This is a genomic window from Bacillus mobilis (assembly GCF_001884045.1).
Lineage (GTDB): Bacteria > Bacillota > Bacilli > Bacillales > Bacillaceae_G > Bacillus_A > Bacillus_A mobilis.
Genome location: NZ_MACF01000025.1, coordinates 244,065 through 268,706 on the forward strand (window position 1 = coordinate 244,065; position 24,642 = coordinate 268,706).

Below are 24,642 nucleotides of genomic sequence, written 5' to 3' on the forward strand. Positions count from 1 at the left end.
GAAAAAATTCACAAAATAGACATACACAAATGAAATAGTTTCATGTATATTAAGTTCATGAAGTGTTACTCACGAACAAACTTGTGAAATATTTCACAAACAATGAGGTTCATGTAGGAAAGCAACTCTATTTTTTTGCGCTAATCGGGACTTATTATGACCTACAGGGTCTTATTTAGTCCACGGTAGCAGAATAGGAGGAATTTACATGGTAGTCAAAGAGAAAGTTGTAAATGAAATGCAGGAAGTAAAAGAGATGATTGATACGTTAGTGAATAACGGTCAAAAGGCCTTACAAGCATTAGAAAGTTTTACACAAGAGCAAATTGACAACATTGTTCATGAAATGGCATTAGCAGGTGTTGATCAACATATGCCGCTTGCGAAGTTGGCTGTTGAAGAAACGGGTCGTGGTGTATATGAAGATAAATGTATTAAAAATATTTTTGCTACCGAATATATTTGGCATAGCATAAAAAAAGATAGAACAGTAGGGATTATTCATGAAGATCCTCATGAAGAAATAATAGAAATTGCGGAACCTGTCGGTGTAGTAGCTGGGGTAACGCCAGTAACGAATCCCACATCGACAACAATGTTTAAAGCATTAATCGCGATAAAAACGAGAAATCCAATTATTTTCGCATTTCACCCTTCAGCACAAAACTGTTCCATTGCAGCGGCGAAAACAGTATACGATGCAGCGGTGAAGGCCGGTGCACCAAAACATTGTATTCAGTGGATTGAAAAACCTTCTGTCGAAGCAACGAAACAATTAATGAACCATGAAGGTGTTGCGCTTGTTTTGGCAACTGGAGGAGCAGGTATGGTGAAATCAGCTTATTCTACTGGAAAACCAGCGCTAGGCGTAGGTCCTGGTAATGTACCATGCTATATAGAGAAATCAGCGCACATAAAACGAGCTGTTAATGATTTAATTTTATCAAAAACATTTGATAACGGTATGATTTGTGCATCAGAACAAGCAATCATTGTAGACAAGGAAATTTATGATGATGTGAAAACAGAAATGATTGCAAACAATTGCTACTTTGTAACAGAAGAAGAGAGAAGAAAATTAGAAAAGCTTGTTATTAATGAAAATACATGTGCAGTAAATAGTGATATTGTAGGGAAATCCGCACAGTACATTGCCGCATTAGTTGGAATTACTGTGCCTGAAAATACAAAAATGCTTGTAGCTGAAATACAAGGTATCGGAGCAGCATATCCACTATCTCGTGAGAAACTGAGTCCAGTATTAGCTTGTGTAAAAGCAAATTCACTAGAAGAGGGATTTATATATTGCGAAGACATGTTAGACCTTGGTGGCCTAGGACATTCAGCAGTCATTCATTCTACAAGTAAAGAAGTACAAAAGCAATTTGGATTACGTATGAAAGCTTGCCGTCTTATTGTAAACGCCCCTTCATCACAAGGTGGAATCGGTGACATATATAATGGATTTATTCCATCACTTACGCTTGGTTGCGGTTCGTATGGGAAAAACTCAGTTTCTCAAAACGTAACAGCGACGCATTTATTAAATATAAAAAGGTTGGCAAATAGAAAAAAGAATATGCAGTGGTTCAAATTGCCACCAAAAATTTATTTTGAAAAACATGCGACAGCATATTTAGCAAATATGCCTAACATTTCACGTGCATTTATTGTAACGGATCCAGGAATGGTTGAGCACGGATATGTAGATACGGTTACGCATTATTTACGTAAACATGCAAATGATGTAAAAGTTGAAGTTTTCTTTGAGGTCGAGCCAGATCCATCAGATGAAACTGTCTTTAAAGGGGCGGAAATGATGAGAAGTTTTAAGCCAGATGTAATTATTGCACTTGGTGGTGGTTCAGCGATGGATGCAGCGAAAGGGATGTGGCTTTTCTATGAGCACCCAGAAACAACATTCTATGGAATTAAACAGAAGTTTTTAGATATAAGAAAACGTACATGTAAATATCCGGAATTAGGGAGTAAGGCACAGTTTGTTGCTATTCCAACAACATCAGGAACAGGATCAGAAGTGACACCATTCGCGGTTATTACAGATAAGAAAAATAATATAAAGTATCCACTCGCAGATTATGAATTAACACCAGATGTAGCAATTGTTGATCCACAGTTTGTAATGACAGTACCACCACATGTAACAGCAGACACTGGTATGGATGTATTAACGCATGCAATCGAGGCGTATGTATCTGTTCTAGCAAATGACTATACAGATGGATTAGCATTAAAGGCCATTGATCTCGTATTTAAATATTTACCAAGAGCATTTAAAGATGGAAATGACGAAGAAGCACGGGAAAAAATGCATAATGCTTCTGCAATCGCAGGGATGGCATTTGCAAATGCTTTCCTAGGTATTAATCACAGCTTAGCACATAAAATTGGACCAGAATTTCATATTCCGCATGGGCGTGCGAATGCAATTCTTATGCCGCACGTAGTTCGCTATAATGCTATTAAGCCAAGAAAACACGCATTGTTCCCAAAATATGAGTACTTTGTAGCTGATGAGCGCTATGCACATATTGCGAGAATGCTCGGGCTTCCAGCAGGTTCAACAGCAGAAGGTGTGGAATCACTCGTCCAAGCAATTATTGAGCTTGGAAAAAGCTTAAATATAAATATGAGTATTGCAGGACAAGGAGTTGCTAAAGACCAATTTGAAGAGGTTGTTGGATTATTAGCAGAAAGAGCTTTTGAAGATCAATGTACAACAGCTAATCCCAAATTACCTCTCATTTCAGAGCTGAAAGAAATTTATATGGAAGCATATAAAGGGGAGTAATGCTTGTGAAAGAGTCGCAATAAAGCGGCTCTTTTTCTTTTGGAAAACATCTCCCAGAATGTCGGTATTTACTTGTCTTTAAGTGTAATAGAATATGATACAGTGAAATGAAGGAGTGAAAATATGATGAAAGAATTACAAGAAAAAATAGCAGATTATACTCGGTTCGGACAAATCCTGCTCGCTGTAAGTACATTGTTAATGGTTGGCTTGTTGATACCGAATGGAGCAAAAGAAGCAATACAATCTTTTGTTATGATGGGGAGCATCGTTATATTTTTAAGTTTATCCTTCTTTTTCTTTCAGCGTGTGAAAGTGATGCGAGACGAGTTAGAGGGAAATGAATGTGAATAATATTAATAAATAAAGCGTTACAAAAAGAAGGAATCTTTTTTGTAACGCTTTTTGTTTTTTCTAGAAAATGTATGCGTTTTATATTGACAATGATAATCCTTATCAATTAAAGTAGAATAGTAGTTAATGATTATCATTATCAGTTAGAGGTGAAAGAATGAAAAAATCTATTACGCTATTCACAGCGATTTTATCTATTTTTTTCTTGTTAATAGGTTGCAATGCAAAGGAAAACGAAAAAGCATCTGCAACAAAAACAGAAAAAGGAAAAGAGAAAATCGAAGTTACCGACCTGTCAGGAAGAAAGGTAACATTCGATAAAGTGCCAGAGAGTTTTGCAACATTAAGTATGGGAGACATGAATATTATTCACGCATTAGGTGGGAAAATAGTAGGTCGTCCGGATGCAAAAATAACGCTTCCAGAGGATATAAAGAAAGTACAAGTAATCGGGAATGCACATCAGCCGAATTTTGAGCAAATTGCTAGCTTAAAACCGGATGTACTTATTGCTAATAATGGGTTCCAAAAGAATGTTCCAACGGTTGAAGGACAAGGAACGAAAGTAATGATTTCTTCTGCAAATTCTGTACAAGATATTCAAAAGAATATTGAATTATACGGAACAATTATGAAGAAAGAGGATAAAGCAAAAGAACTTAACCAAAAGATTAATGATCAAATGAAGACATATGAGAAAAAAAGCGATGTGAAAGCATTGCTAGTGTATGGAGCACCAGGTACTTATTTAGCGGCATTACCAACATCTTTATCAGGTGATATTTTAGAAAAAACAGGCGGGAAAAATATTGCAGCTGAATTTCCGGAAATGAAGGAATATCCGCAATATGCGCAGTTAAGTGTAGAACGTATTATTGAGGCAAATCCAGATGTGATTTATTTAATTACACATGGAGATCCAAGTAGCGTTAAAAAAGCATTTGAAGGCGAAATGATGAAAAATGAAGCGTGGAAAAATTTAGATGCAGTAAAACAAAATCGTGTAGTGATTTTGCCCCCCGACTTATTTGGATCAAATCCGGGAACAAAAGTTACAGAAGCGATGGACTTTATGTATAAAAGTATACAAGATGTAAGGAAATGATACGTATGGAAAGTAGTGAAGTAGTAAGGGAAAAGGAACATCCTTTTGCGAAAAAAAGATGGATAGTAGCAGTTACTTTAGTAGTATTAACGATTTTAGGTCTTTTTTACGGTCTTTTCGCAGGAAGTTTATCCTTTTCATTACGAGATATTCTGATAGGGATACAAGATGAAGATTCGACAGTTCATCGAATTGTATGGGATCTTCGTATACCGAGAGTGCTCGTTGGATTTATAGTAGGAACATGTTTAGCAGCATCTGGTGCCCTGCTACAAGGGGTTATGAGAAACCCTCTTGCAGATCCTGGTATAATCGGGGTTTCATCTGGAGCAGGGCTTGTAGCAATTGTAATTATGATTTTATTCCCTCAGCATATGGCTTTTTTACCGCTCGGAGCATTTTTAGGAGCTTTCATAACGGCGATGGTCATTTATGCTTTATCATGGCAAAAGGGGGCACCACCTTCAAGGATTGTCTTAGTAGGTGTGTCAATCAATGCATTAATTGGTGCAGCCACGTCAGCGTTAATGTTGTTACATAGTGATAAAGTACAATCCGTGTTGCCATGGTTAGCAGGTGGCATTGGTGGTGTAAGTTGGGCACATTTAAACATGATTATTTATTATGCAATATTCGCTATTATATTAGCCTTCTTTGGTATTAAACATATTCGAGTATTAATGCTTGGAGATGAAATGGCGAAATTATTAGGTCATAACGTGGAGAGAAGCCGGTTTTATTTAATAGTCGTAAGTACATTATTAGCTGGAATTGCGGTTAGTGTTTCTGGTCTTATTGGATTTGTCGGTCTTGTCGTACCACATATGTTACGTTTATTAGTTGGAAATGATTATAAATATTTATTGCCATTATCATGTCTTGGCGGAGGGATATTACTTGTTTTCGCGGATGCGATAGCTCGAAGTTGGTTCGATCCAATTGAATTGCCTGTTGGTATTTTATTATCCTTCTTAGGCGGTCCGTTCTTCTTATATTTAATTCATAGAGGAGGAAAACGAAGTGATTTCCGTTAACAAAGTGTTTTACGCACACTCTGAAAGATTTCAAATGCAAAATATGAATGTACATATTAAAGCTGGAGAGGTCGTAAGTTTAATTGGGCCGAATGGATCTGGGAAATCTACTTTGCTTCGTTTAGTGGCAAGACTACTTAAACAAAGCGAAGGGGATATCATTCTAGATGGAAAAAATATTCATACGATGAAAAGTGCCGATGTAGCGAAGCAATTAGCGATGTTACCACAAATGCATGATCATCAATTAGATTTAACAGTGAAAGAATTAATCGAATTTGGAAGAGGCCCTCATAAATCATGGAGCAGTCGCTTAAATAAAGAAGATGAAGAAATTGTTGATTGGGCATTGTCAGTTACAAATCTTGGAGGGTATGAATATCGTCTTTTACAATCTTTATCAGGAGGAGAAAGACAACGTGCCTGGATTGCAATGACGCTAGCACAACGTACAAATGTCTTATTATTAGATGAGCCAACAACCTTTTTGGATATCGTTCACCAATTGGAAGTAATGGAACTTGTGAAACGGTTAAATGAGGAGTTTGGCATGACAATTGTAATGGTTTTACATGATATTAACCAAGCGGCTCAATATAGTGATCGTTTACTTGTATTAAAGCGAGGGCAGCTTCAGTATGACGGTATACCAGAAGAAGTGTTATGTCATGAAATGTTTCAACGTGTGTTCGGCATCGAGGTAGATATTTTTCAAGGAAGCGATAAGCCATTTTTTACACCGAAAAGAATTTCTAAAAGGAGAGAATCGCGATGCGAACAGAAGAACGTATTACCATTGAGTTAGTAAGAGAATTTGTTATGGCAGCTCACGGAGATTTAGAAAAAGTACAAGAACTGTTGGCTGAATCACCAAGCTTACTTCATGCCTCTTACAATTGGGGCGGATCAGATTGGGAAAGTGCGTTAGGAGCAGCGGCACATGTAGGTCGTAAGGATATTGCTCTCTATTTACTAGAAAAGGGTGCTCGAATGGATATTTTCGCAGCCGCGATGCTTGGAGAATTAGAAGTCGTACAAGCTATTTTAGTGGCACAACCAGAGGCATTGCGTGCATCGGGTCCACATGGTATTTCCCTTCTTCAACATGCACGAATGGGTGGAGAAAAAGCGCAGCGTGTGTTTGAGTACTTAACGGTACTCTCTTAATGACCGCAAAGGTTCTTATGTGCGGTAAACTTTTCACTTTCATATAATTGAAAAGTTTACCGCCCGTTAGAACGGGATAAGTATCTAGTATATTTGAAAATCCTACACCCCCCTCAATTGTAGTTTTCTTTATGCTAGTTATGATATGGATGCAGTAGACAATATTTGTCTACTGCCTTTTTTTAATTCCTTTGAGATTGAATATTCTGTATTTTGTTGCTAGTTCCTTTATAATAGACAGTAACATTTAGTATATATTCAAAACATGGTCGTGTAGTTAAGCACAAATGAGTGGGAAGGAGTGCAGAGATGTTTCATACAGATCGTTTACAAATTCGTAAATATACAATGGATGATTTACAGTTCTACGCTTCACTATGGGGAAATGAGAAGGTAATGCGCTATATTGGAAATGGGACGTTAAAAACATATATGCAATGTAAAAAAAGTTTGGAGGAGTGGGTGATTCCTAGCTATAAAAACGGCCTTGGTTTATTTGTATTGATTGAAAAGGAAACAGGAATACGAATTGGTCATGCAGGATTAGTAAAGCAGCAGATAGATGGAAAAGAGGAAATTGAAATTGGGTATTGGTTACTGCCTCAGTATTGGGGAAAAGGGTATGCGAAAGAAGCAGCGGCAGCGTTTCGAGACTATGGCTTCCAAGCGTTACGAATGAATAAACTAATTTCTCTTATTAATCCGGACCACCCGGCCTCCATCTTTGTTGCTAGAAAAACAGGACTTAGTTATGAGAAAACAACTTCATTTCATGGTATGGATGTTCTCGTTTATTCCATTAAGCGCGTTGGATGAAAAAGGGTAAATTGCATCTTTTGAAGAATGGTATATAAAAATAAAGGGGGGATTACATGTATATTTATCATAATGGACTTATTATTCGTGAGGGAACGAATGGTGTACCTGCATATGCAATTAAAACTTTATTCGAAGATGCCGGTTGGAGCAATGATGATATCCCTTCCTGGCAAATTGAAAAATTCACGATAGCATTTGAAAATTCAACATGGGCGTTCACAATTTGGGATGAAGAAGAGATGATTGCGATGGTTAGAGTCATTTCTGATGGAATTATGGTCGCGAACATAGTAAATTTAGTTGTGAAATGTGAATATAGAGGGAAGGGATTAGGTAAGAAACTTGTCGCTCTTTGTCTGCAAAAGCTGCCACATGGCGATTGGTTTGCGCATACATCGGCTAGTAATTTTGATTTTTATAGAAGTTGTGGCTTTGAGGTGAGGGAGTTATCTAGAAATGGAACATGTGCGTACTACGGGTATCAAGCGGCAAAAAAAGATGGGCACCGATAAAAGTAAGGTAGTGTAGAAAAAGGATCACTATTTTAATAATATAAACTGAACTGAGACTCATTTTATGATAAAATGAAAGAAAATTCTGTTTATTGTTAGGGGGATAAAAATGAATGTAAAAGTTGGGGATGTATTTAAATATGAAAGAAGATTTACTGAGGAAGAGGTTTTTGAATTTGCAAATATTACAGGAGATAAAGGCAGGCATCATATGGAATATGATGAAAATGGACGTTTAATGGTTCATGGTTTATTGACTGCTAGTATTGGAACGAAAGTAGGCGAAGAATTACATTACATAGCAAGAGAATTAGTAAGTGAGTTTATTAGACCGGTTTTTACAGGGGATACGGTCACTTGTGAATTGACTTTAACAAATGTTGAACAGATGGAAGGATACAAAAAGGTTTCAATCGAGTCAGTTTATCGCAATCAACACGAAAAGACTGTACTAGTTGGTACAAGCTATGGAGTTATAAGGGGATAAAAAAAGAAGCCTAATTTACAGGCTTCTTTTTTATTTAATAAACACGTTTTCGATTTTCTGCATGACTAGAGATGAGTAATAATGCCGTTTCGTCTCCTATATTACGAACGATATGAGGAACACATGCATTCCAAGAGAAAGAATCACCTTCTTCTACAATTGCAATATCTTCTCCGTGTTGAACTTCTAGTTTTCCGCGTAATACAAGGTGACACTCTTCCCCCTCATGGGCATTTGGTGAGTTTTCTTTCGGAAACCCAGCAGGAATTTCTACGAGATTGAGTCGGAGGCCACCTTGCTCCGCAACATGTTCAATTCTTTGTTCATCTTTTCCGTATACACTGTATTTACGCTCTACCTTTTTGACAACTTTCAACCGATCTTTTTGTTCTAACAATAAATAAGGAAGAGGAACGTTTAAAAAATTGGAGATCGTTTCTAAAGTTGAGATAGATGGTGAAGTTTTATTATTTTCAACCTGACTCATAAATCCTTTAGAAAGACCTGTTCCCTCACAAATTTGTGCGATTGTTATGCCTCTACGTTGACGAATTTCACGTATTGCAGAACCAATATTCATAAAATCAAGCTCCTTTTTGTAAACAACTATTTGTATCATAGCAAAAAAAATATATTTTTTCCCAGTGAAAATGAATTGACGAATAAAAAAAAGTAGTGTATGTTTTGTAATGTAAATAAAAGTTTTGTATAAGAAAACTATAAAGGAGAGAATGAAATGAATCAACATATCGGTAACTTAATTATTCGTATCGTGTTAGGGGTAACGTTCTTTATGCACGGTTTAACAAAATTCCAATCGGGGATTGACAATATTGCAGGGTGGTTCACAAGCATTGGTTTACCAGGAGGACTTGCATACGGCGTAGCAACAGCGGAAGTAGTTGGTGGTATATTGTTAATACTAGGTCTAGGAGTAAGATATATTGGATTATTATTTGCACTTGTTATGGTTGGAGCAATTGTGAAAGTAAAATGGTCAGCTGGTTTATTAGGAGATGGAAAAAATCCTGGCTTCGAATTAGAGCTTGCATTGTTAGCAATGGGTGCGTACTTATTTGTTGCGAAAGCAGACGGTTTTGTAGATAATTTCTTAAAAGAGAAAATGTTAAAGAAGAACTAAATGAAATGGGGGCTAACAAGATGAGTTTTCAACTTCATCCCGACACAACACTTGATGTTGTTCATTTATATGTATCAAATATAAAGAAATCACTAGAGTTTTATACAGAAGTACTAAGTATGAAAGTACTAAAAGAAGATGAAATGGTTGTTACATTTGGGAATGAAAATAACGAACCACTCCTTATCATTGAAGAAAAGAAAGAAGCCATACCAAAGCAAAGAGGGAGAACGGGGTTATATCATTACGCAATTTTATTACCAAGTAGACAGGATTTAGCGAATATTCTTCGTCATCTTGTAGAAATGGTATATCCACTGCACGGCGGAGCCGACCATTACTTTAGTGAAGCCCTTTATTTAGCTGATCCAGATGGAAACGGGATTGAAATTTATCATGATCGCCAAAAAGAAGTTTGGCGTGATGAGAATGGAGAACTACCATTTGTTAGCAATCCGTTAGCTGGTGAAGAGTTATTACAACAAGGAAGTGCGTGGAATGGTTTTCCAGCGGGTACTGTGATGGGGCATGTTCATTTCCATGTAGCTGATTTAGAAGAAGCAAAACGTTTCTATGTGGATGGTCTTGGTTTTGAAGTAACAATCCCAGCTCGTAATGGCGCGTTGTTCGTATCGGCAGGTGGCTATCATCACCATATTGGTTTAAATACGTGGCAAGGTGAAGGAATACCACCGCAAATGCCAAATTCCGTTGGCTTGAAATATTTCACAATTGTACTAGCGGATGAAAAACAAAAAGAGCAAGTATGTGAAAGTTTAAAAAATATTGGCAAGATTGCTACGTACAAAGATGGAATATTGCAAGTCGAGGATCCATTTGGACATTGTATCCAATTCAAAGTAAAAGGAGAAGCCTAAAAAGGCTTCTCTTTTTTACTTTCTTATAATTGCTTTTTCGTTTTGTAAAAATAGTTCATCAAATTGCTTTGCAAGCTCAAAATCTAGTTTCGTTAAACCTTTTGCATTCCAAGATGACAAAGTAATAATGACTGCTTTATACTGGATAAGGATAAATGGGTGGTGATTATGTTCTTCTGATAGTTTGGCGGCTTCAGAGACAAATTCGACTCCTTTTAAGTAGTCGGAAAACATATATTTTCGTTCAATCCATTTCTCATCTTTTACCATCCATTTATCTACCTTCAATAATTCCTCTTGAACTTCTTCCTCAGTTAATCGTAGCATCATTTTTCACATCCTTTATTGGAAGTAACGCAAGACCATTGTTAATAAGGCGTGTTACAGCTTCGTCAGTTGTGAAAGTAGAAAGTTGATGTAGTAATGTTGCCGATGTTTCATGCCCTTTGTTATGCTCTAAAAGTAACTCTAATACTTCAAGGCGCAGCAACCATTCTTTCGCATAAAATTTATTTAATACCTCTTGAATTGCTACTAATTGATCGATATGCGCGTCGTGTAAGATCCCCTCACTTCGAATATCTCGAACTGTTTGATACATACGTTCAAGTTCATTCAGTACAAGTGGAGCAGGAATTTCTTGAACTTCTTCATCCATTGGGAAAAATGCTGCTGCATCTGCGGCACCTGGGAATACTGAAGTGATTTGTGAGCCAACAGCCATATCAAATGCGCCCCATGAAGCATCAAATAAAACGCGGGCGTTATAAGTAACTGTGCAATCGATAAAGGAAATAAGAGCAATTTTCTTATTGTTTTTTACAATATCTGTTACTGTTCCTTTTACATGAATACCACTTGTAAAAGTAAACTCAGCGATAGTTCCAATTGTAATTCCTAATGATTGTAGTTGTTCGTCTGTACAAGTTTCTAATGCAATATTTTCAGTGAGTAATCCAATCGGTGTTCCAAATCCATCACTGTGTACAGAAGTAGAATGATTCGCTAACTGTTTATTATGAAGCGCTAATGCCGTTGGCGAATTTGTTCGCATGTAAATTAATTCACCTGCATCGTTTTCAATTGTCTCGCTAAATGTACCAGTAATTTGTAATCCGCTATTTAGCTCAGCTGTTGCATAGTTCTCGGAGCGAATTGCTTTTTCTAAACCTTCTTTTCCACCTGTTTTAAAGGCCATCGTTTTAGAAAATGTTTCAAGCGCATCTGTTAATTCTTCAAAGGATTTACAAACAAATAGTTGTGGTTGCATTTTTGTTACGTCATAAGTTGTCCCTGTACATGCTTCGATAGAAAATGGAACCTTTTCTACAGCGTCAGTTAAGCAATGTTTGCTTTCGCCAACAGAAGAAAGGAGGCCAGCACCATATATTTTTGGATCATCTATATTTCCAATTAATCCATATTCTACTGTCCACCAGAAAAGACGTGAAATTTGTTCAGCTTCTGATAAACCAGAAACTAAGTTTTGTTTTTCAATTACAGCATTTTCAGCAGCCTTAACTTCATCAGGAGTAGAAGTAGGGCTTTCTTTTACTATCGTTAATGTACGAACAGCTTCAAATGCATCATGTTCTTCTTTTGTAGAGAAAGCTTTTGCACCAATTTGCCCAAAACGTTTCACATATTTTGCATATGTAGGATCAAGTAAAATCGGTGCGTGTCCTGCTGCTTCGTGTACGATATCTGGAGCTGGTGTGTACTCGATATTTTCTACTTTCCGAATATCTGTTGCGATCGGTAGTAATCCGTGTCCTTGAAAATCGAAGAATGCTACGCCGGGAATAAGTCCGTCAATCGTTACAGCGCCCCAGCCACTTGGTGCTAAACACTCATTCATTTCTTCTACTTTTGGAATTGCATCTATATTAATACCAGATGATTGTAGTCCGTTCACGTAGGCTGGATGAGCAACGTCTTTTAAGAAGCTATGATTTTGTCTCATAATATAACGCCACACAGCGTGATTCACCGGTGTGTATTGATCATAATGTTGTGTGGATACGAATGGTTTTAAATGCGATGGAATTTCTGTTTTCTTTGTCATTTAGACATCCTCCTTTTTTTCAATAAAATTGAATATCGATTTCGTATAGCTTGTATCACCTCCTTTCATTTTTTGTAAGCGCTTATAAAATTTTATCATAAGATTCGGAATTATTTAACATATGTTTCTGTGAGAAATAGAAAAAGCCCCTATCGGAAAATCCGATAGGGGCGAAAGAATCGCGGTACCACCCTATTTGTAAGTGAAAATATACTTACATCTCAATTAATGATAACGGAAAAATTCCGTCTTTTCCTTCATGCATAAAAGCACTACGAAAAAGAAGCTCCAGAATTGTAATTCATACTTATATATGTGCTAATTTCCACCGACCATTAGCTCTCTGTAACAGGGATATAAGATACTACTGCGATTCTTTCAACGCGTATATATGAAATTGTGTAAGAGGTTGGACGCAAAAAAGTCCCTATCGGAAAATCCGATAGGGACGATAAAAATCGCGGTACCACCCTATTTGTAAACAACTAATTGTTTACCACTCACTTTACGATAACGGAAAGATCCGTCTTTCTCTTCATGCATAAAAAGCATTACGGGAAAGAAGCTCCAGAATTGTAATTCACGCTTGTATATGTACTGATTCGCACCAACCATCAGTTCTCTGAGACAGTGATATAAGTCGCTACTAGTATTCCTTCAAAGCCGATATATAATTCGTTCAACTAAACTATGTTTTGTATTATAAAACTATATTAAAAAAATTGTCAATAAAAATTTTTTATCCCATGTTAATGAGCGGTAAAACTCCTACCTCAAAATTCGGTGGGAGTAAAGAAGTTAGATGGGAGACTAACTACTCGTGAACCCCGATTGGTGAAGGCTAATAATCAGTGGGGATGAATGAAATCTCCACTGATTAAAGTTTCACTTTATTTCACTTCTAAATCAACATTTAAATTAGTTGTATTTCCAGCTGCATCTGTTGCAACAATATGAATTGTATTCTTTCCTTGTTGTAATTGATTACGATCGAAATAAATGTCATAACTTTTCTCCCAAGAATTCAGGAACGCACTTTCCCACACACCATTTCCGTTAATTTCATATTGCATTCTAACTGGAATGCCAGGTGCAACCCAACCAGATTCTGTCATCCAATCTAGTAGAATATCGTCAACTTTTCCTCTAATAACAAGATTTTCTTGATCAACTTCGTGCGTTAACTTAGGTGCTGTTCGGTCAACAAACACAGCTCCTGTTTGCTTTGTTTCTCCACCAGAGTTAGAAGCAACAGCTTCGATTTGGTATAAGCCATCAGGCAACGGTGATCCGTCAGTTCTTGTACCATTCCATTTGAAAGATTTATAACCTGGTGTTTCGTTTTTACCTTGATATACCGTGCCTTGATATATCACACGGTCTTTCGTAATTAAATTGGCATGAAACGCTATATCTTCAACTGGTGTAACTAAATAGTAATTGATTAGGTTGTCATCTAGTATGTTGTCATTATTTGGACTGAAAGTAGAATTAACGATTTCAAGGCCATCAATACGCTTGTATTCTTTCGGATCGATGCTAAATGTAAATGGAATACGCATTTCTTCAGTTTTCCCTTGCTCTTTTACATACAGATTCCCTGTATATACGCCTTGTGGTAAGGAGCTATCTACAGTAATAGTAAAAGGTTTTTCAATATTACTATTCGGTTTCAAACTAATTGAAGAAGGGAAAGAAGTCTGGATTTTTGTTTTTGTATCTAATAATTCAATACGAGTTGAAAAGTTTTTCTTTTTGTTAGAAAGATTTTCTAATGTAATATTTTGTGTTAGTTTCAGTTTGCCGCTATTTGGTTTAATAAGACCGAAACTTACGTTGTTCGGTTTCACTAACGCATCCGTTTGAGCTGCTTTTGGAATGTTAATTAAACCTGATCCTTGTGCCATGATAGGATATGTATTTTCATTGACATCCTTTAATGTTTTTGCAGTGTTGGCAAGAGCAGATTTTAATTGTTCTGTCGTCCAATCAGGATGCATTTGACGTAGTAAGGCAACGGCTCCCGCTACTTGTGGCGCAGCCATACTTGTTCCGTTGTGAGATTCATAGCCGCCTCTTGGTACTGTACTAGTAATTTGTACGCCAGGTGCAACAACATCAGGTTTTATGAGCCAACTTCCTTGTGATGGTCCTCTTGAACTGAAGTTACCAATCAGTTCGGTTTTATTTGGTTGTCCAATCTTTATATTTTTCTTTCTTTTTGTAATTAAATTTTTCAACTCTTCGCCATTTGTATTGGATAGTTGCATAACTGGAAGAGCTATATCTTCACGTCCAAAATATTCGGGCATAATATTAATTTCTTTTTCATTAGAAATTAATAGCACGCCGAGAGCACCAGCTTGTTTTGCTTGTTCTGCCTTTACTAACGTGCTCGAAGTTCCTTGTAAAACAAGGGCGAACTTACCTTTCACATCTTGTTTAGCGTAATCGCTAGAATTACCGTAGCCAACATAGACAAGCTGAGCATCGTTTCCTACTTGGAAGTCTGCTTTTGATAATGGTAATCCTTGATAAGATTTATTAGAACCAGCTACTTGGAATGTTGGGAATGGAATAGAAACAGTAGATGCACCAACAGAGATGACGCTACTCGCGTTACCAGGAGCATCAACAGACCAAGGCTTTGGTCCATCATTTCCATTTGAAACGACTGCAGTAACACCAAGTTTTGCTGCACGTTCTAATGTCATTGTTACAGGTTGATCAGGGACATTTAAATCTTGACCGAGAGATAAATTAAAAACGTCAGCGCCATCTTGAATCGCGCGCTCAATACCTTGAAGAATATCTTCGGTCGTACCAGTACCGCTATCATTCATTACACGATAGGCTAGAATAGACGCATTTGGAGCAACGCCTTTAATTTTTCCGTTACCAGCAATAATGCCAGCTACATGAGTACCATGTACGTTCCCATCCATCGGATCATTATCTTCATCGACTGCATCATAGCCACCGATATAATTTGCTTGTAAGTCAGGATGTGTATAGTCTACGCCAGAATCAATAATAGCGACTTTCATACCTTTTCCATCAAGCGGTTTGCCAGATGGATCTTTTAAATTCCATGCTTCAGGAGCACCGATTGTCGGTCCGCCGATATTTGGCGCTTCTTCTTTAGTAGCGCTTTTTGCTGTTTCATGCAATTTATATGTTAAGTTCGGATAAACAGCTTTTACTTCAGGCAAAGAAGCTAGGGCAGCAACTTGATCTCCTGGGACAGAAATAGAGAATCCAGAAAATAACGTACTATACGTTTCTTTTATTTTTGCTTTTGGTGCTTTTTCTTTAATTTTCTTTGTAGTATCCTCTTGTGCCTTTTTTAGTTGAGCATGGTATGATTGCACATTTCCATTTTTTAAATCTGGAGCATGCTGAATGTTACTTTGTGAAGCGAGCGGAGCATGTTGTAATTCTACAATGACTGAAATTTCTTTTGATGTTTTTGTTTCAACATTTTGCGCGATTTTGTTTTCTCCCCATTGCTCAATATTTGCCTTTAACTGTGGACTAAATTGCTTCTCTTTTTGCAGCGATTCAGCATGCGCGCTTAAAGCTCCAAAACTAGAAAAGACAAGCGCCATACTTAATAGTGCAGATGTAGTTTTTTTCATTGAAACTCCCCCTAATAAAAAGTGCCAATATTCAGAAAAGTTATCTTACATTTTTGTTATGAAATATAAAATTGAATGTTGGCTAAACTATACTTTCGACATAATTCATACCAATCCTCTTTGAATTAAAAATTTCTTGGGAAATTTTTTGGTATTATGTCGAATGGATAATATTCAGTGTGGGGAGGCCCACCCTTACTGGGCATAAATCGACAACAATTGTGCAATGAATCTGGAGTGAAATTCGCATATAGTAAGCGGAATATGAGGAATGCTATAAGAAAAATGGAGGGACGTATGAAAAAAATTATCGTGAGTAGTAGTGTGGTTTTGTTTATTTTTCTATCTTCAGTTTTTAGTACTAGAGCGGAACATAATGAGATGAAAGTTGCTTTTATTCGTCATCATGACCTTTGGATTAAAATTGATGGGAAAGAAAAACAAATAACAAAAGGCGAGTACATAACAGGGCCGAAATGGTCCCATGATGGAGAATGGCTTGCCTATGCTAAAGGAAAGAAGCAAAACACCTTGGAATTGTACCGAATGGAAGATGGAAAAAAAGTTAGGCCATTGCAATCTGAAGTATCAAATTATCAATGGTCACCGAAAGAGAATATAATTGCATTTGTATTTGCGAATACATTAAATACGTTTGATGTCCAAAAAAAGAATGCAGATTTTGAAAATGTATCAGCTGGTGTAGGTGATTATGCATGGTACCCTAATGGAAAGAAGTTTCTTGTATCTTCTGAAGCACACTTACTTCCAACAGGATGGACAGGAGCCCAGCTATATGAAGTGCAACAAGATGCACATATGAATCCTCATAAAATGAAACATTTATATGCATTACCAAATGAACATGATGATTTTCTAGCGCTAGTTGCAAGCGGGTTTGAGTGGTCACCAGATCGAAAGTGGATTTCATTTTTAGCGGTACCGACAGCTTCATGGTCAGCTGATAGCAATACGCTTTGCTTAGTTCGAGCAGATGGCAGTCGGTTTGAAAAAGTAGATCAAATGTTATTAAACACACAATGGTTCAAATGGGCACCATCCCAGAATATATTAGCTTATATTGAAGGGAGCGGGAGAGTTGCGTTAGAGAATAAACATTTAAAAGTAAAAGAACTGCCGGCACTTCAGCAGAACACATTTACGCCGAAAGGATATGTCGATTGGGATTTTGTATGGAAGAATGATAAAGTAATTATCGTTTCACGGGCAAAAGAGGCAGGGATAGAAACTCCGCAGGAAAAAAGGCCACTGCCATCTTTATATGAGATCGATCGTACAAGCGATAAACAACAGCAAATCACAAAGCCACCTCATAAGCAAGGTGATTATCATCCGATTTTTATGAAGAAGAGCAATCAATTAATATGGATACGTTCAGACCGTAAGAAAGCCAATGTATGGCTTGCCAATAGTGATGGAAAACAGGAAAAGAAGTGGATTGAAAATATAGACGTGCCAGAATGGTATTATGAGAAATGGAGCTGGGAAAATGTTATCTCGGTGAAAGAAGAATAAAAAACGTGCCTAAAAAATGATTTTAGGCACGTTTTTTATTGTTATTTATGAGTTTTATTCGGCTTTTTCTTCGCGGGGTTCCCGTTTCCCTGACGCTTTCTGTTTTGCTCATCTTTTGCTTGTTTTTCATGCAGTGTATCTAAAAAATCATTCGAGTTACTCATTTTTATATCGCTCCTTTCATTTCGTCCTAATTACTATAACCATTTAGGAGGATAATCATGAGATAAAAATTAAGCACTTAGTTTTCTCCGATAATATATATAAAATATGCCATACGTAATAAATAGCATAAATAAAATTTGTAACTCTACATTTTCTTTTAAAATAGTTGAGATAGAAGATGGTAAGTAAGGGGATGTATCGCTCGTTCCTATACCTAACCATTTGTTTAAGAGGTTAATGGTACAAAACATAAAAACACCAGACCAGCTTGCAATAATTGCCTTCTGTTTAATTTTTGTTTCACGTTCATCATCTGTAATCCAAGGATTAGCAGTTTTATCACTACTAAAAAATCCGTTTATATATCCCCATATAATCATTCCAATTAAGATAGTTATCCATTTCATATTTGTGATTCCCCTCTCTATTGTAAAAAGTATTTTACATATATAATTGTAATATTTCCTAATTATTTGTGTCAAATCTTTTTTACATATCGTTTTTTCTTATAGCAGGAATAATGGATGAGATAGGGAAGGAATTATGTTGAAGGATTTCATAGAGAGAGGAGGATGGGTATGAAACTCGTCTTTGTTCGGCATGGAGAAGGTGAACATACAAAGGACTTGCCGTTAAGTTTACAAGTGTTGCATCCCTCATTAACGGATGAAGGAAGGAATCAAGCTAAATTACTTCAATGCAATGTACCATTGCAAGAAACGGATATATTAATTACGAGTCCTACACTTAGAACTTTACAAACGGCGACAATATGGAGTGAGAAGGTATCTTGTCAAACAATTGTTCATCCATATGTATCCCCACGTATTTTTCCTTATCGAGAAGGAGCGAAAACATTACCATGTGATCACATAGTAGATCAGGAAATGATAGCAAATTTATTTCCACATTTTTTGATAGAGAAAAGCACAAATAAGCGGTTATGGACGGAGGGTATAAATATTATTTCAGAGAGTAGCTTTCAGCAAATAGTAGATGAATTTCTTCTTTGGTGTTATGAGCTAGGTGCTGAAAGAATTTGTATTGTATCTCACGACGGGACGATTACAGCATATAGGCAATATTTACATAAGGTCGTTTTAACTAGATCAGACTTTTTGCAAGAAACGGGTATATATGAAATGGAGGTATCCCTTAAAAGTTTGATTGATGAGATTTAATGATAGGATGGAGGGTATATGTTGAATGTTGCACTAGTAGTTGGCTTTAACTCTGATTTAGAGGCGCAATCAATCCGGGCATCACTTGAATATTTTGGGGCAAAAGTTATAACATACTGGATTGGTAGACCGAAAGAGTTCATCGATATTCTTTCTGGAAAAGGTTTATATAATGATATCAATTATGTTGTCTTTTGCTTTCATGGTGAGGAAGGAAAGTTTGTTATGGAAGAGTTGGGTGAAGATATATATGAACAAGATGAACCGAGGGGATACTTTGGTGCTGCAGAAATTTATAAATATGCAAAATTGCATAATACACATATTGTAAATAGCGGGTGTACGTTAGGGGATCGAAAACTAGCAGAATCTTTTTTACGTAGTGGAGCGAAATCGTATATTGGATCGATAGATTATGTAGATGGGAATGCGGCACTTATGTTTACAATACGCTTATTTTATGGGCTTATTAACCATGAAAAAACGATAGAAGATGCTTTTCAAGAGGCGATATTAATCGATGAGGAGACACGTACATTTCAATTCTATAAATAGAAAAAACGCCTTTATTTTATATTCGAATAAAGGCGTTTCACATTTAACTCACATTTTTTTTACAATTTCTTCAATGAAAATGATTATCACCTATGGTATGATATGTTCAAGTTTTTACAGGTAAAAAAAGTTACTATATAAACGTTAGTTTTTAATGTTTCATACACATGTCACAAATTATTCGTAATTAACATTTTAAAAATAAGTAACTAATGTTATTATATTATCTGTAACTAACTTAATTACAACTTTAGGAGGAAGATATGGTTATTCAATTTTTAAGAGAAAACAAAGCAGTTTCTTTTGTGTTAGCAATAATTCGAGTATATCTTGGTTACACATGGTTAATGGCTGGAATCGGTAAATTACAAGGAAAAGGATTCGATGCAACTGGTTATTTACAAGGTGCAATTGAAAAATCTAAAGGAGCACAACCGGCTGTTCAATCTTGGTGGGCATCATTTTTACAAGATTTCGCAATTCCAAACGTTGATCTATTTAATTCACTTGTAACGTGGGGAGAAATTTTAGTTGGAATTGGTTTAATTGTAGGCTGTTTAACAAAAACAGCGGTCTTTTTCGGCCTTGTAATGAACTTTTCCTATATGCTTAGTGGGTCAATTGGTGTAAACCCTGAAATGGTTATCCTATCAATGTTCGTTCTGGTCTCTAGTATGAATGCTGGTAAATTTGGAATAGATGGTTTCGTTATTCCGAAAGTACTAGGATCAAAAACTCAAAAACGCCAAAAGCAAGCTGCTTAATATATGAAAGCGGGTATCTCAAAATGAGATACCCGCTTATGTTATTTTTCAACTTTGATTGGATTGTTCTTAAAGAATTCTTTTACATAACCTACAAATTCTTGTGGCTCTTGACGAAATGGTGCATGATAACCTTTTTCGATAATATGGAAAGTACTATTTTTTAAGAATTGATGATACGTTTCTCCTTCTTTCCAAGAAACGCTACTATCATTTCTTCCCCATATAATTAAGGTTGGTTGTTTCATTTCATTTGCATTGATTTGAAGACGTCTAGGCCATAATTTCATTTTATTGTAATGCTCTTCATCATTACGTTTAAATTTCACTTTACTTTCATCATAATCTGCAATAGCAGAGACGGTATTTAAATCAGTGGACAACTGTGGTTTTGGTGAACCTTGTTTATTAACGAGTGTATGCGGACCGCCTGTAGCATCAGTTAAAATAAGGTGAGTAACGGCTTCGGGGTATAAATATGTTAAATTAAGAGAAATTTCTCCGCCCATTGAGTGTCCTAGTATTGCAAACGAATCATAACCTAATTTTTTCATTAATTTATAATACAAATTTGCATGGGCTGGGAAAGAATAATAAAAATCCATCGGCTTAGATGAGCGCCCGAACCCTAAAGCATCTACAGAAATAATTGTATGATCTTTCGCTAAGTCTGAATAAATTTTTTGAAAACCATCCGAAGATCCTCCAAATCCATGAATCAGAAGTAAAGGTGGTTTTTCATTACCGATCTTTTTAAAATAAATGGTTTGACCATCTATTTCCACCATCTTTTCCTCGGTAGCTAGTTTCGCTGTAAGTGTATTTTTAACTTGTTTTACTTGTTCTACTGGCTTTTCTGCTGCACTACATCCTACTAATAGTGTAAGAGTAAGACAACCTACCATAAAATAGCTAAATCGCTTCAATGAGGTGTCCCCTTTCTAACATAACGCTGTATCTATCATAGCAAATAGCATATTACGATTTCCAGGAAGTTGGCTACCATTTTTTATCATAAGAGGTGAAAGGAGCGTTTCTTGGAAATTTTCTGTTTGAAGAAATTGACGAAATGAAAATTGTGAATGTGGGACATCAATCCTTACTGTGCCACTCCAGCTTTCACAGATTCTCTTGAATAATTGAATAGCATCCTTCTCTTGCTTTGCGATAAGTGGATTGACGCATAATATATTACCTTTTTGTACACATAAGGAAAAAGCTTCTATACAGTTATTTCTCTCAATTTTAAAAGAGTGGCTCGTTCTTGGTAATAGCGATGAGTAAAGTAAGGAACGATTAGCACCAGTTGTAATTTGATCGAGAGAAATAAGTGAGACAAGATCTTGTTCTTTCACTTGTTGTGTATGAGCAATATGTGTCTTAGTAGTTTGTTTTTCGAAACGATGAATCGTCGTGACAGTTTGAAATCCGCACGATGTATAAAGAGGCTCGCCAGCCTTTGTTGCAATAAGTGCAATTGGTTGTTTTGGGTAGGTGCGTTCTAAGCAGCGATTAAGCAACATACGCCCGATGCCCTGGCCTTGAAAATCAGGATGGACGATTAACATACCAATAGTAGAAAAACTATCTTTAAAAGGAAATACTCCTCCAGTTGCAATCAGTTTATTTTCATGCATATAACCGATAAGTGTGCCAAGAGAAAGGTACATTTCGAATTGTTTTTTCATAAATGTTTTATCTTGTAACCATCCAACAGCTTTACAAAGGTCGAGTAGATCAAAAATAAAAGATTTATCTAGCTGTATTGTTTTCATAAATGTTCACCACGTTTCTATTAATTTTCATGAAAGTAGATTGAAAATGTTAAATAAGAGATTTATGTTACATGAAATCCAACTTGTTTATATTTTGATTGTAAAGGGGAAGATGGTTGATATGAAAAGACAAAGTTATACAAATTATAACTGATATTTACATAAGTTAACAAAAAATTTACATATAACTAATTTTCTCTTAACAGTATTCTATTAAATTTGATAGTGGGAAATGAATAACCTAATTAGGGGGACAAGACAGTGAAAAAGTTTGTGAAAAAAGCATGGCCATTTGCAGTTGTGGCGTCGTTAGCAGTTACTTCGGTGGCAACATGGAATTTTACACGTTCTAGTGAAGTAAATGCAGATGAGAGCGGAAGCAATGCAAAGATTAAAAATGTTATTGTGTTAATTGGAGATGGTATGGGTCCTTCATACATGACGGCTCATCGTTATATGAAAGATAATCCAAAAACATTCGAGATGGAATCTACAGAGTTTGATAAGCATCTTGTAGGAACACAAAAGACATATCCGGAAGATGAACATGAAAATATCACAGACTCTGCATCAGCAGCAACAGCTATGTCAGCAGGAATTAAAACATATAATGCGGCAATTGCAGTTGATAATGATAAAGCAGAAGTGAAAACTGTTCTTGAACAAGCGAAAGAAAAAGGGAAATCAACGGGACTCGTTGCTACTTCTGAAATTACACATGCAACACCAGCTGCTTTCGGTGCGCATGACATTAGTCGTAAAAATATGGACGCAATTGCAAATGATTATTTTGATGAAAAAATTAAAGGGAAGCATAAAGTAGACGTTATGCTTGGCGGCGGAGTAAATAACTTTGTTAGAAAAGATCGCAATCTTACAGAAGAATTTAAGAAATCTGGTTATAGCTATGTAACAGATCGTAATCAATTGTTAAATGATAAAAATGATCAAATTCTAGGTTTATTTGCACCAGGTGGTTTAGATAAAATGATTGACCGTACTGATAAAACACCTTCATTAGAAGAAATGACAAATGCAGCAATTGAGCGTTTGAACAAAAATAAAAATGGTTTCTTCTTAATGGTTGAAGGAAGTCAAATCGACTGGGCTGGACACGATAATGATATCGTGGGTGCAATGAGTGAAATGGAAGACTTTGAAAAAGCATTTAAAGCAGCGATTGAATTTGCGAAAAAAGATAAAAATACATTAGTCGTTGCAACGGCAGACCACGCTACTGGTGGATTATCTTTAGGTGCGAATGGTGAGTATAACTTTAAAGTAGATCCAATTAAAGCTGCAAAACGCACACCAGACTTCATGGCAAACGAGATTGCAAAAGGTGCAAATGTAGAGGAAACATTGAAAAAATATATTGATTTACAATTAACACCAGAAGAAATTAAAGCGGTAAATGATATTGCTCCTTCAAAAGATGTAACAAAGATTGATAACGCGATTGAGGATATTTTCAATAAGCGTTCGGTTACAGGATGGACGACAGGTGGACATACAGGGGAAGATGTAAACGTATATGCATTTGGTCCAGGTAAATACTTGTTCTCTGGCGTTCAAGAGAATACAAATATCGCTAAACGTGTCTTTGATATTGTTGGCGGTGGTGATCCGAATAAAGGAAGACGCTAATTATAAATGAAAGTGAGGCGAAATGCCTCACTTTTCTTTTTAGGAGATGGAATAATGAGGGCTTTTTTCGGAGGGGTGGGGTCCCTTCTAATAGGTATATTATTGCTAGTTGGATGTCAATCCAAGGAGAATCATGAGGAACAACAATCTACTACTATAAAAACTGAGGAAAAGGTACAAATAACGAAAGAAGAAGAGAAATTGATTCAAGATGTGATGGAGAAATTTGTACGGACGACAAATGAAAAAAATCTTGCTGAACATATGGAGTTATTTTCAAAGAAGATGCCTAGTGCTGAAGACTTAAAAACACAAAAAGAAGCAGCTTTTCAAAAGGGAAATAAGAAAATTGAATTGGAACATATAGACATGAAAGCTAGTAAAGCAGGGTATGTTGTTGTTGAGACAAAGGAAAAAGAAATAGAGGGCGAGATTACCCTTCAGAAGAAAGTACAGTATGCACTTGGAAAAGAAGAGGATGGCTGGAAAATTGAAGAGGTTCGCACGATAGGGAAGAAATAAAGTGAAACTTTAATCAGGGCGTCTTCCTGCCTGTAAATAGCGAAATAAAAAAGGTTCTCATTGGCGAGAACCTTTTTTTATCCCGCGTTAACGGACAGTAAAACTCCCACCTCAAAATTCAGTTGGAGCAAGGAAGTTAGGTGGGAGGTCAACTGTCCGTAAACGTCCGATTGGTTCAACTAATAATCAGTGGGGGATGAACAACCCCCCCACTTTATCAATTTAACCAAGAAGACTCTTTCCTCAAGGAGCGTGAAGGACGTAGCCCAGCGAGTAGGTGGGAGATGAATTGGCTTCGAACAAGAGATGACAGGAAGTCATCTTAATTGTTCGACATATGAAAAGTGTTACCGGACAATTTGTCATAATCACTTTATTATCAATCGAATGTATGTTCAATTGATAATAGACATATACCGAAATGGAGGTGAAACGAAGGATGATCAATAAAGCGTATAAATTTCGTATCTATCCAAATAAAGCAC

26 protein-coding genes and 2 other annotated features are annotated in these 24,642 nt (G+C 36.4%); of the genes, 18 read left to right on the forward strand and 8 right to left on the reverse strand.

Annotated features, from left to right (window positions below):
* Positions 1-208 precede the first annotated feature (208 nt).
* The 9 genes from adhE (at position 209) to BAQ44_RS03200 (ending at position 8,290) form a co-directional block, all read left to right on the forward strand.
* Positions 209-2,812, forward strand: coding sequence for a bifunctional acetaldehyde-CoA/alcohol dehydrogenase (gene adhE, locus BAQ44_RS03155; protein ID WP_071720658.1), 2,604 nt, complete (start codon positions 209-211; stop codon positions 2,810-2,812).
* A gap of 126 nt (positions 2,813-2,938) precedes the next feature.
* A complete protein-coding gene (locus tag BAQ44_RS03160) occupies positions 2,939-3,166 on the forward strand; it encodes a YrhC family protein (protein ID WP_033656403.1) in 228 nt (75 codons plus the stop codon).
* A 157-nt stretch (positions 3,167-3,323) separates the two neighbouring features.
* The gene (locus tag BAQ44_RS03170; RefSeq protein ID WP_071720663.1) at positions 3,324-4,271 is read left to right on the forward strand and encodes an ABC transporter substrate-binding protein; all 948 of its coding nucleotides are present in this window, start codon (positions 3,324-3,326) and stop codon (positions 4,269-4,271) included.
* Between the two features lie 5 nt (positions 4,272-4,276).
* Positions 4,277-5,305 carry a FecCD family ABC transporter permease gene (locus tag BAQ44_RS03175; protein ID WP_071720689.1) on the forward strand — a complete coding sequence of 343 codons (1,029 nt, stop codon included), beginning with the start codon at positions 4,277-4,279 and terminating at the stop codon, positions 5,303-5,305.
* On the forward strand, positions 5,292-6,110 hold the full coding sequence (locus BAQ44_RS03180) for an ABC transporter ATP-binding protein (RefSeq protein WP_071720665.1): 819 nt from the start codon (positions 5,292-5,294) through the stop codon (positions 6,108-6,110). Before BAQ44_RS03175 ends, BAQ44_RS03180 begins: the two co-directional genes overlap by 14 nt.
* Positions 6,077-6,472 (forward strand): ankyrin repeat domain-containing protein, encoded by a 396-nt coding sequence (locus tag BAQ44_RS03185; protein WP_071720666.1) that lies wholly within the window; start codon positions 6,077-6,079, stop codon positions 6,470-6,472. The genes BAQ44_RS03180 and BAQ44_RS03185 overlap by 34 nt, the downstream gene beginning before the upstream one ends.
* A gap of 309 nt (positions 6,473-6,781) precedes the next feature.
* On the forward strand, positions 6,782-7,288 hold the full coding sequence (locus BAQ44_RS03190) for a GNAT family N-acetyltransferase (RefSeq protein WP_000469127.1): 507 nt from the start codon (positions 6,782-6,784) through the stop codon (positions 7,286-7,288).
* A gap of 56 nt (positions 7,289-7,344) precedes the next feature.
* Entirely contained in the window at positions 7,345-7,803 is a 459-nt protein-coding gene (locus BAQ44_RS03195) for a GNAT family N-acetyltransferase (protein ID WP_061677234.1), read from the forward strand.
* A gap of 109 nt (positions 7,804-7,912) precedes the next feature.
* On the forward strand, positions 7,913-8,290 hold the full coding sequence (locus BAQ44_RS03200; RefSeq protein ID WP_061677236.1) for a hotdog family protein: 378 nt from the start codon (positions 7,913-7,915) through the stop codon (positions 8,288-8,290).
* Between the two features lie 34 nt (positions 8,291-8,324).
* Here BAQ44_RS03200 and BAQ44_RS03205 read toward each other — a convergent pair whose 3' ends face one another.
* Positions 8,325-8,870: a helix-turn-helix domain-containing protein gene (locus tag BAQ44_RS03205; protein ID WP_071720668.1), complete on the reverse strand. Its 546-nt coding sequence runs from the start codon at positions 8,868-8,870 to the stop codon at positions 8,325-8,327.
* A gap of 156 nt (positions 8,871-9,026) precedes the next feature.
* On the opposite strand from BAQ44_RS03205, the gene BAQ44_RS03210 reads away from it, so the two are divergent.
* On the forward strand, positions 9,027-9,431 hold the full coding sequence (locus tag BAQ44_RS03210; protein WP_061677240.1) for a DoxX family protein: 405 nt from the start codon (positions 9,027-9,029) through the stop codon (positions 9,429-9,431).
* Positions 9,432-9,451: 20 nt separating this feature from the next.
* Positions 9,452-10,309, forward strand: coding sequence for a VOC family protein (locus tag BAQ44_RS03215; protein ID WP_071720670.1), 858 nt, complete (start codon positions 9,452-9,454; stop codon positions 10,307-10,309).
* Positions 10,310-10,324: 15 nt separating this feature from the next.
* Here BAQ44_RS03215 and BAQ44_RS03220 read toward each other — a convergent pair whose 3' ends face one another.
* The 3 genes from BAQ44_RS03220 to BAQ44_RS03230 form a co-directional block, all read right to left on the reverse strand.
* The gene (locus BAQ44_RS03220; protein WP_016086202.1) at positions 10,325-10,639 is read right to left on the reverse strand and encodes a 4a-hydroxytetrahydrobiopterin dehydratase; all 315 of its coding nucleotides are present in this window, start codon (positions 10,637-10,639) and stop codon (positions 10,325-10,327) included.
* Entirely contained in the window at positions 10,620-12,374 is a 1,755-nt protein-coding gene (locus tag BAQ44_RS03225; protein WP_071720672.1) for an aromatic amino acid hydroxylase, read from the reverse strand. Before BAQ44_RS03225 ends, BAQ44_RS03220 begins: the two co-directional genes overlap by 20 nt.
* Before the next feature lie 163 nt (positions 12,375-12,537).
* Positions 12,538-12,765: a binding site (T-box leader), on the reverse strand.
* A gap of 50 nt (positions 12,766-12,815) precedes the next feature.
* Positions 12,816-13,044 (reverse strand) — a binding site (T-box leader).
* 220 nt (positions 13,045-13,264) lie between these two features.
* A complete protein-coding gene (locus tag BAQ44_RS03230) occupies positions 13,265-16,012 on the reverse strand; it encodes a S8 family serine peptidase (RefSeq protein ID WP_071720674.1) in 2,748 nt (915 codons plus the stop codon).
* Between the two features lie 297 nt (positions 16,013-16,309).
* Here BAQ44_RS03230 and BAQ44_RS03235 point away from each other — a divergent pair, with 297 nt between their 5' ends.
* On the forward strand, positions 16,310-17,548 hold the full coding sequence (locus BAQ44_RS03235) for a TolB family protein (protein ID WP_071720676.1): 1,239 nt from the start codon (positions 16,310-16,312) through the stop codon (positions 17,546-17,548).
* A 41-nt stretch (positions 17,549-17,589) separates the two neighbouring features.
* Here the strand turns inward: BAQ44_RS03235 and BAQ44_RS03240 are convergent, their stop codons facing one another.
* Positions 17,590-17,712, reverse strand: a complete 123-nt coding sequence (locus BAQ44_RS03240) for a DUF4023 domain-containing protein (protein ID WP_000071861.1) — start codon at positions 17,710-17,712, stop codon at positions 17,590-17,592.
* Between the two features lie 69 nt (positions 17,713-17,781).
* Positions 17,782-18,120: a hypothetical protein gene (locus BAQ44_RS03245; protein WP_061677254.1), complete on the reverse strand. Its 339-nt coding sequence runs from the start codon at positions 18,118-18,120 to the stop codon at positions 17,782-17,784.
* A gap of 171 nt (positions 18,121-18,291) precedes the next feature.
* Between BAQ44_RS03245 and BAQ44_RS03250 the strand changes: the two genes are divergently transcribed.
* The 3 genes from BAQ44_RS03250 to BAQ44_RS03260 all read left to right on the forward strand — a co-directional run bounded on the left by BAQ44_RS03250 (position 18,292) and on the right by BAQ44_RS03260 (position 20,213).
* Positions 18,292-18,894: a phosphoglycerate mutase family protein gene (locus tag BAQ44_RS03250; RefSeq protein ID WP_071720678.1), complete on the forward strand. Its 603-nt coding sequence runs from the start codon at positions 18,292-18,294 to the stop codon at positions 18,892-18,894.
* 18 nt (positions 18,895-18,912) lie between these two features.
* Positions 18,913-19,449, forward strand: a complete 537-nt coding sequence (locus tag BAQ44_RS03255; protein ID WP_061677258.1) for a hypothetical protein — start codon at positions 18,913-18,915, stop codon at positions 19,447-19,449.
* A gap of 263 nt (positions 19,450-19,712) precedes the next feature.
* Positions 19,713-20,213 (forward strand): DoxX family protein, encoded by a 501-nt coding sequence (locus BAQ44_RS03260; RefSeq protein WP_063260773.1) that lies wholly within the window; start codon positions 19,713-19,715, stop codon positions 20,211-20,213.
* A 41-nt stretch (positions 20,214-20,254) separates the two neighbouring features.
* Here BAQ44_RS03260 and BAQ44_RS03265 read toward each other — a convergent pair whose 3' ends face one another.
* Positions 20,255-21,139, reverse strand: coding sequence for an alpha/beta fold hydrolase (locus tag BAQ44_RS03265; RefSeq protein ID WP_061677262.1), 885 nt, complete (start codon positions 21,137-21,139; stop codon positions 20,255-20,257).
* Between the two features lie 15 nt (positions 21,140-21,154).
* Entirely contained in the window at positions 21,155-21,988 is an 834-nt protein-coding gene (locus BAQ44_RS03270; RefSeq protein WP_071720680.1) for a GNAT family N-acetyltransferase, read from the reverse strand.
* Between the two features lie 261 nt (positions 21,989-22,249).
* Here BAQ44_RS03270 and BAQ44_RS03275 point away from each other — a divergent pair, with 261 nt between their 5' ends.
* The 3 genes from BAQ44_RS03275 to BAQ44_RS31640 form a co-directional block, all read left to right on the forward strand.
* Positions 22,250-23,635: an alkaline phosphatase gene (locus BAQ44_RS03275; protein WP_000714923.1), complete on the forward strand. Its 1,386-nt coding sequence runs from the start codon at positions 22,250-22,252 to the stop codon at positions 23,633-23,635.
* 54 nt (positions 23,636-23,689) lie between these two features.
* The gene (locus BAQ44_RS03280; protein WP_071720682.1) at positions 23,690-24,157 is read left to right on the forward strand and encodes a hypothetical protein; all 468 of its coding nucleotides are present in this window, start codon (positions 23,690-23,692) and stop codon (positions 24,155-24,157) included.
* 439 nt (positions 24,158-24,596) lie between these two features.
* Positions 24,597-24,642: helix-turn-helix domain-containing protein (locus BAQ44_RS31640; protein ID WP_346191700.1), on the forward strand; the 46-nt coding region annotated here is incomplete at its 3' end.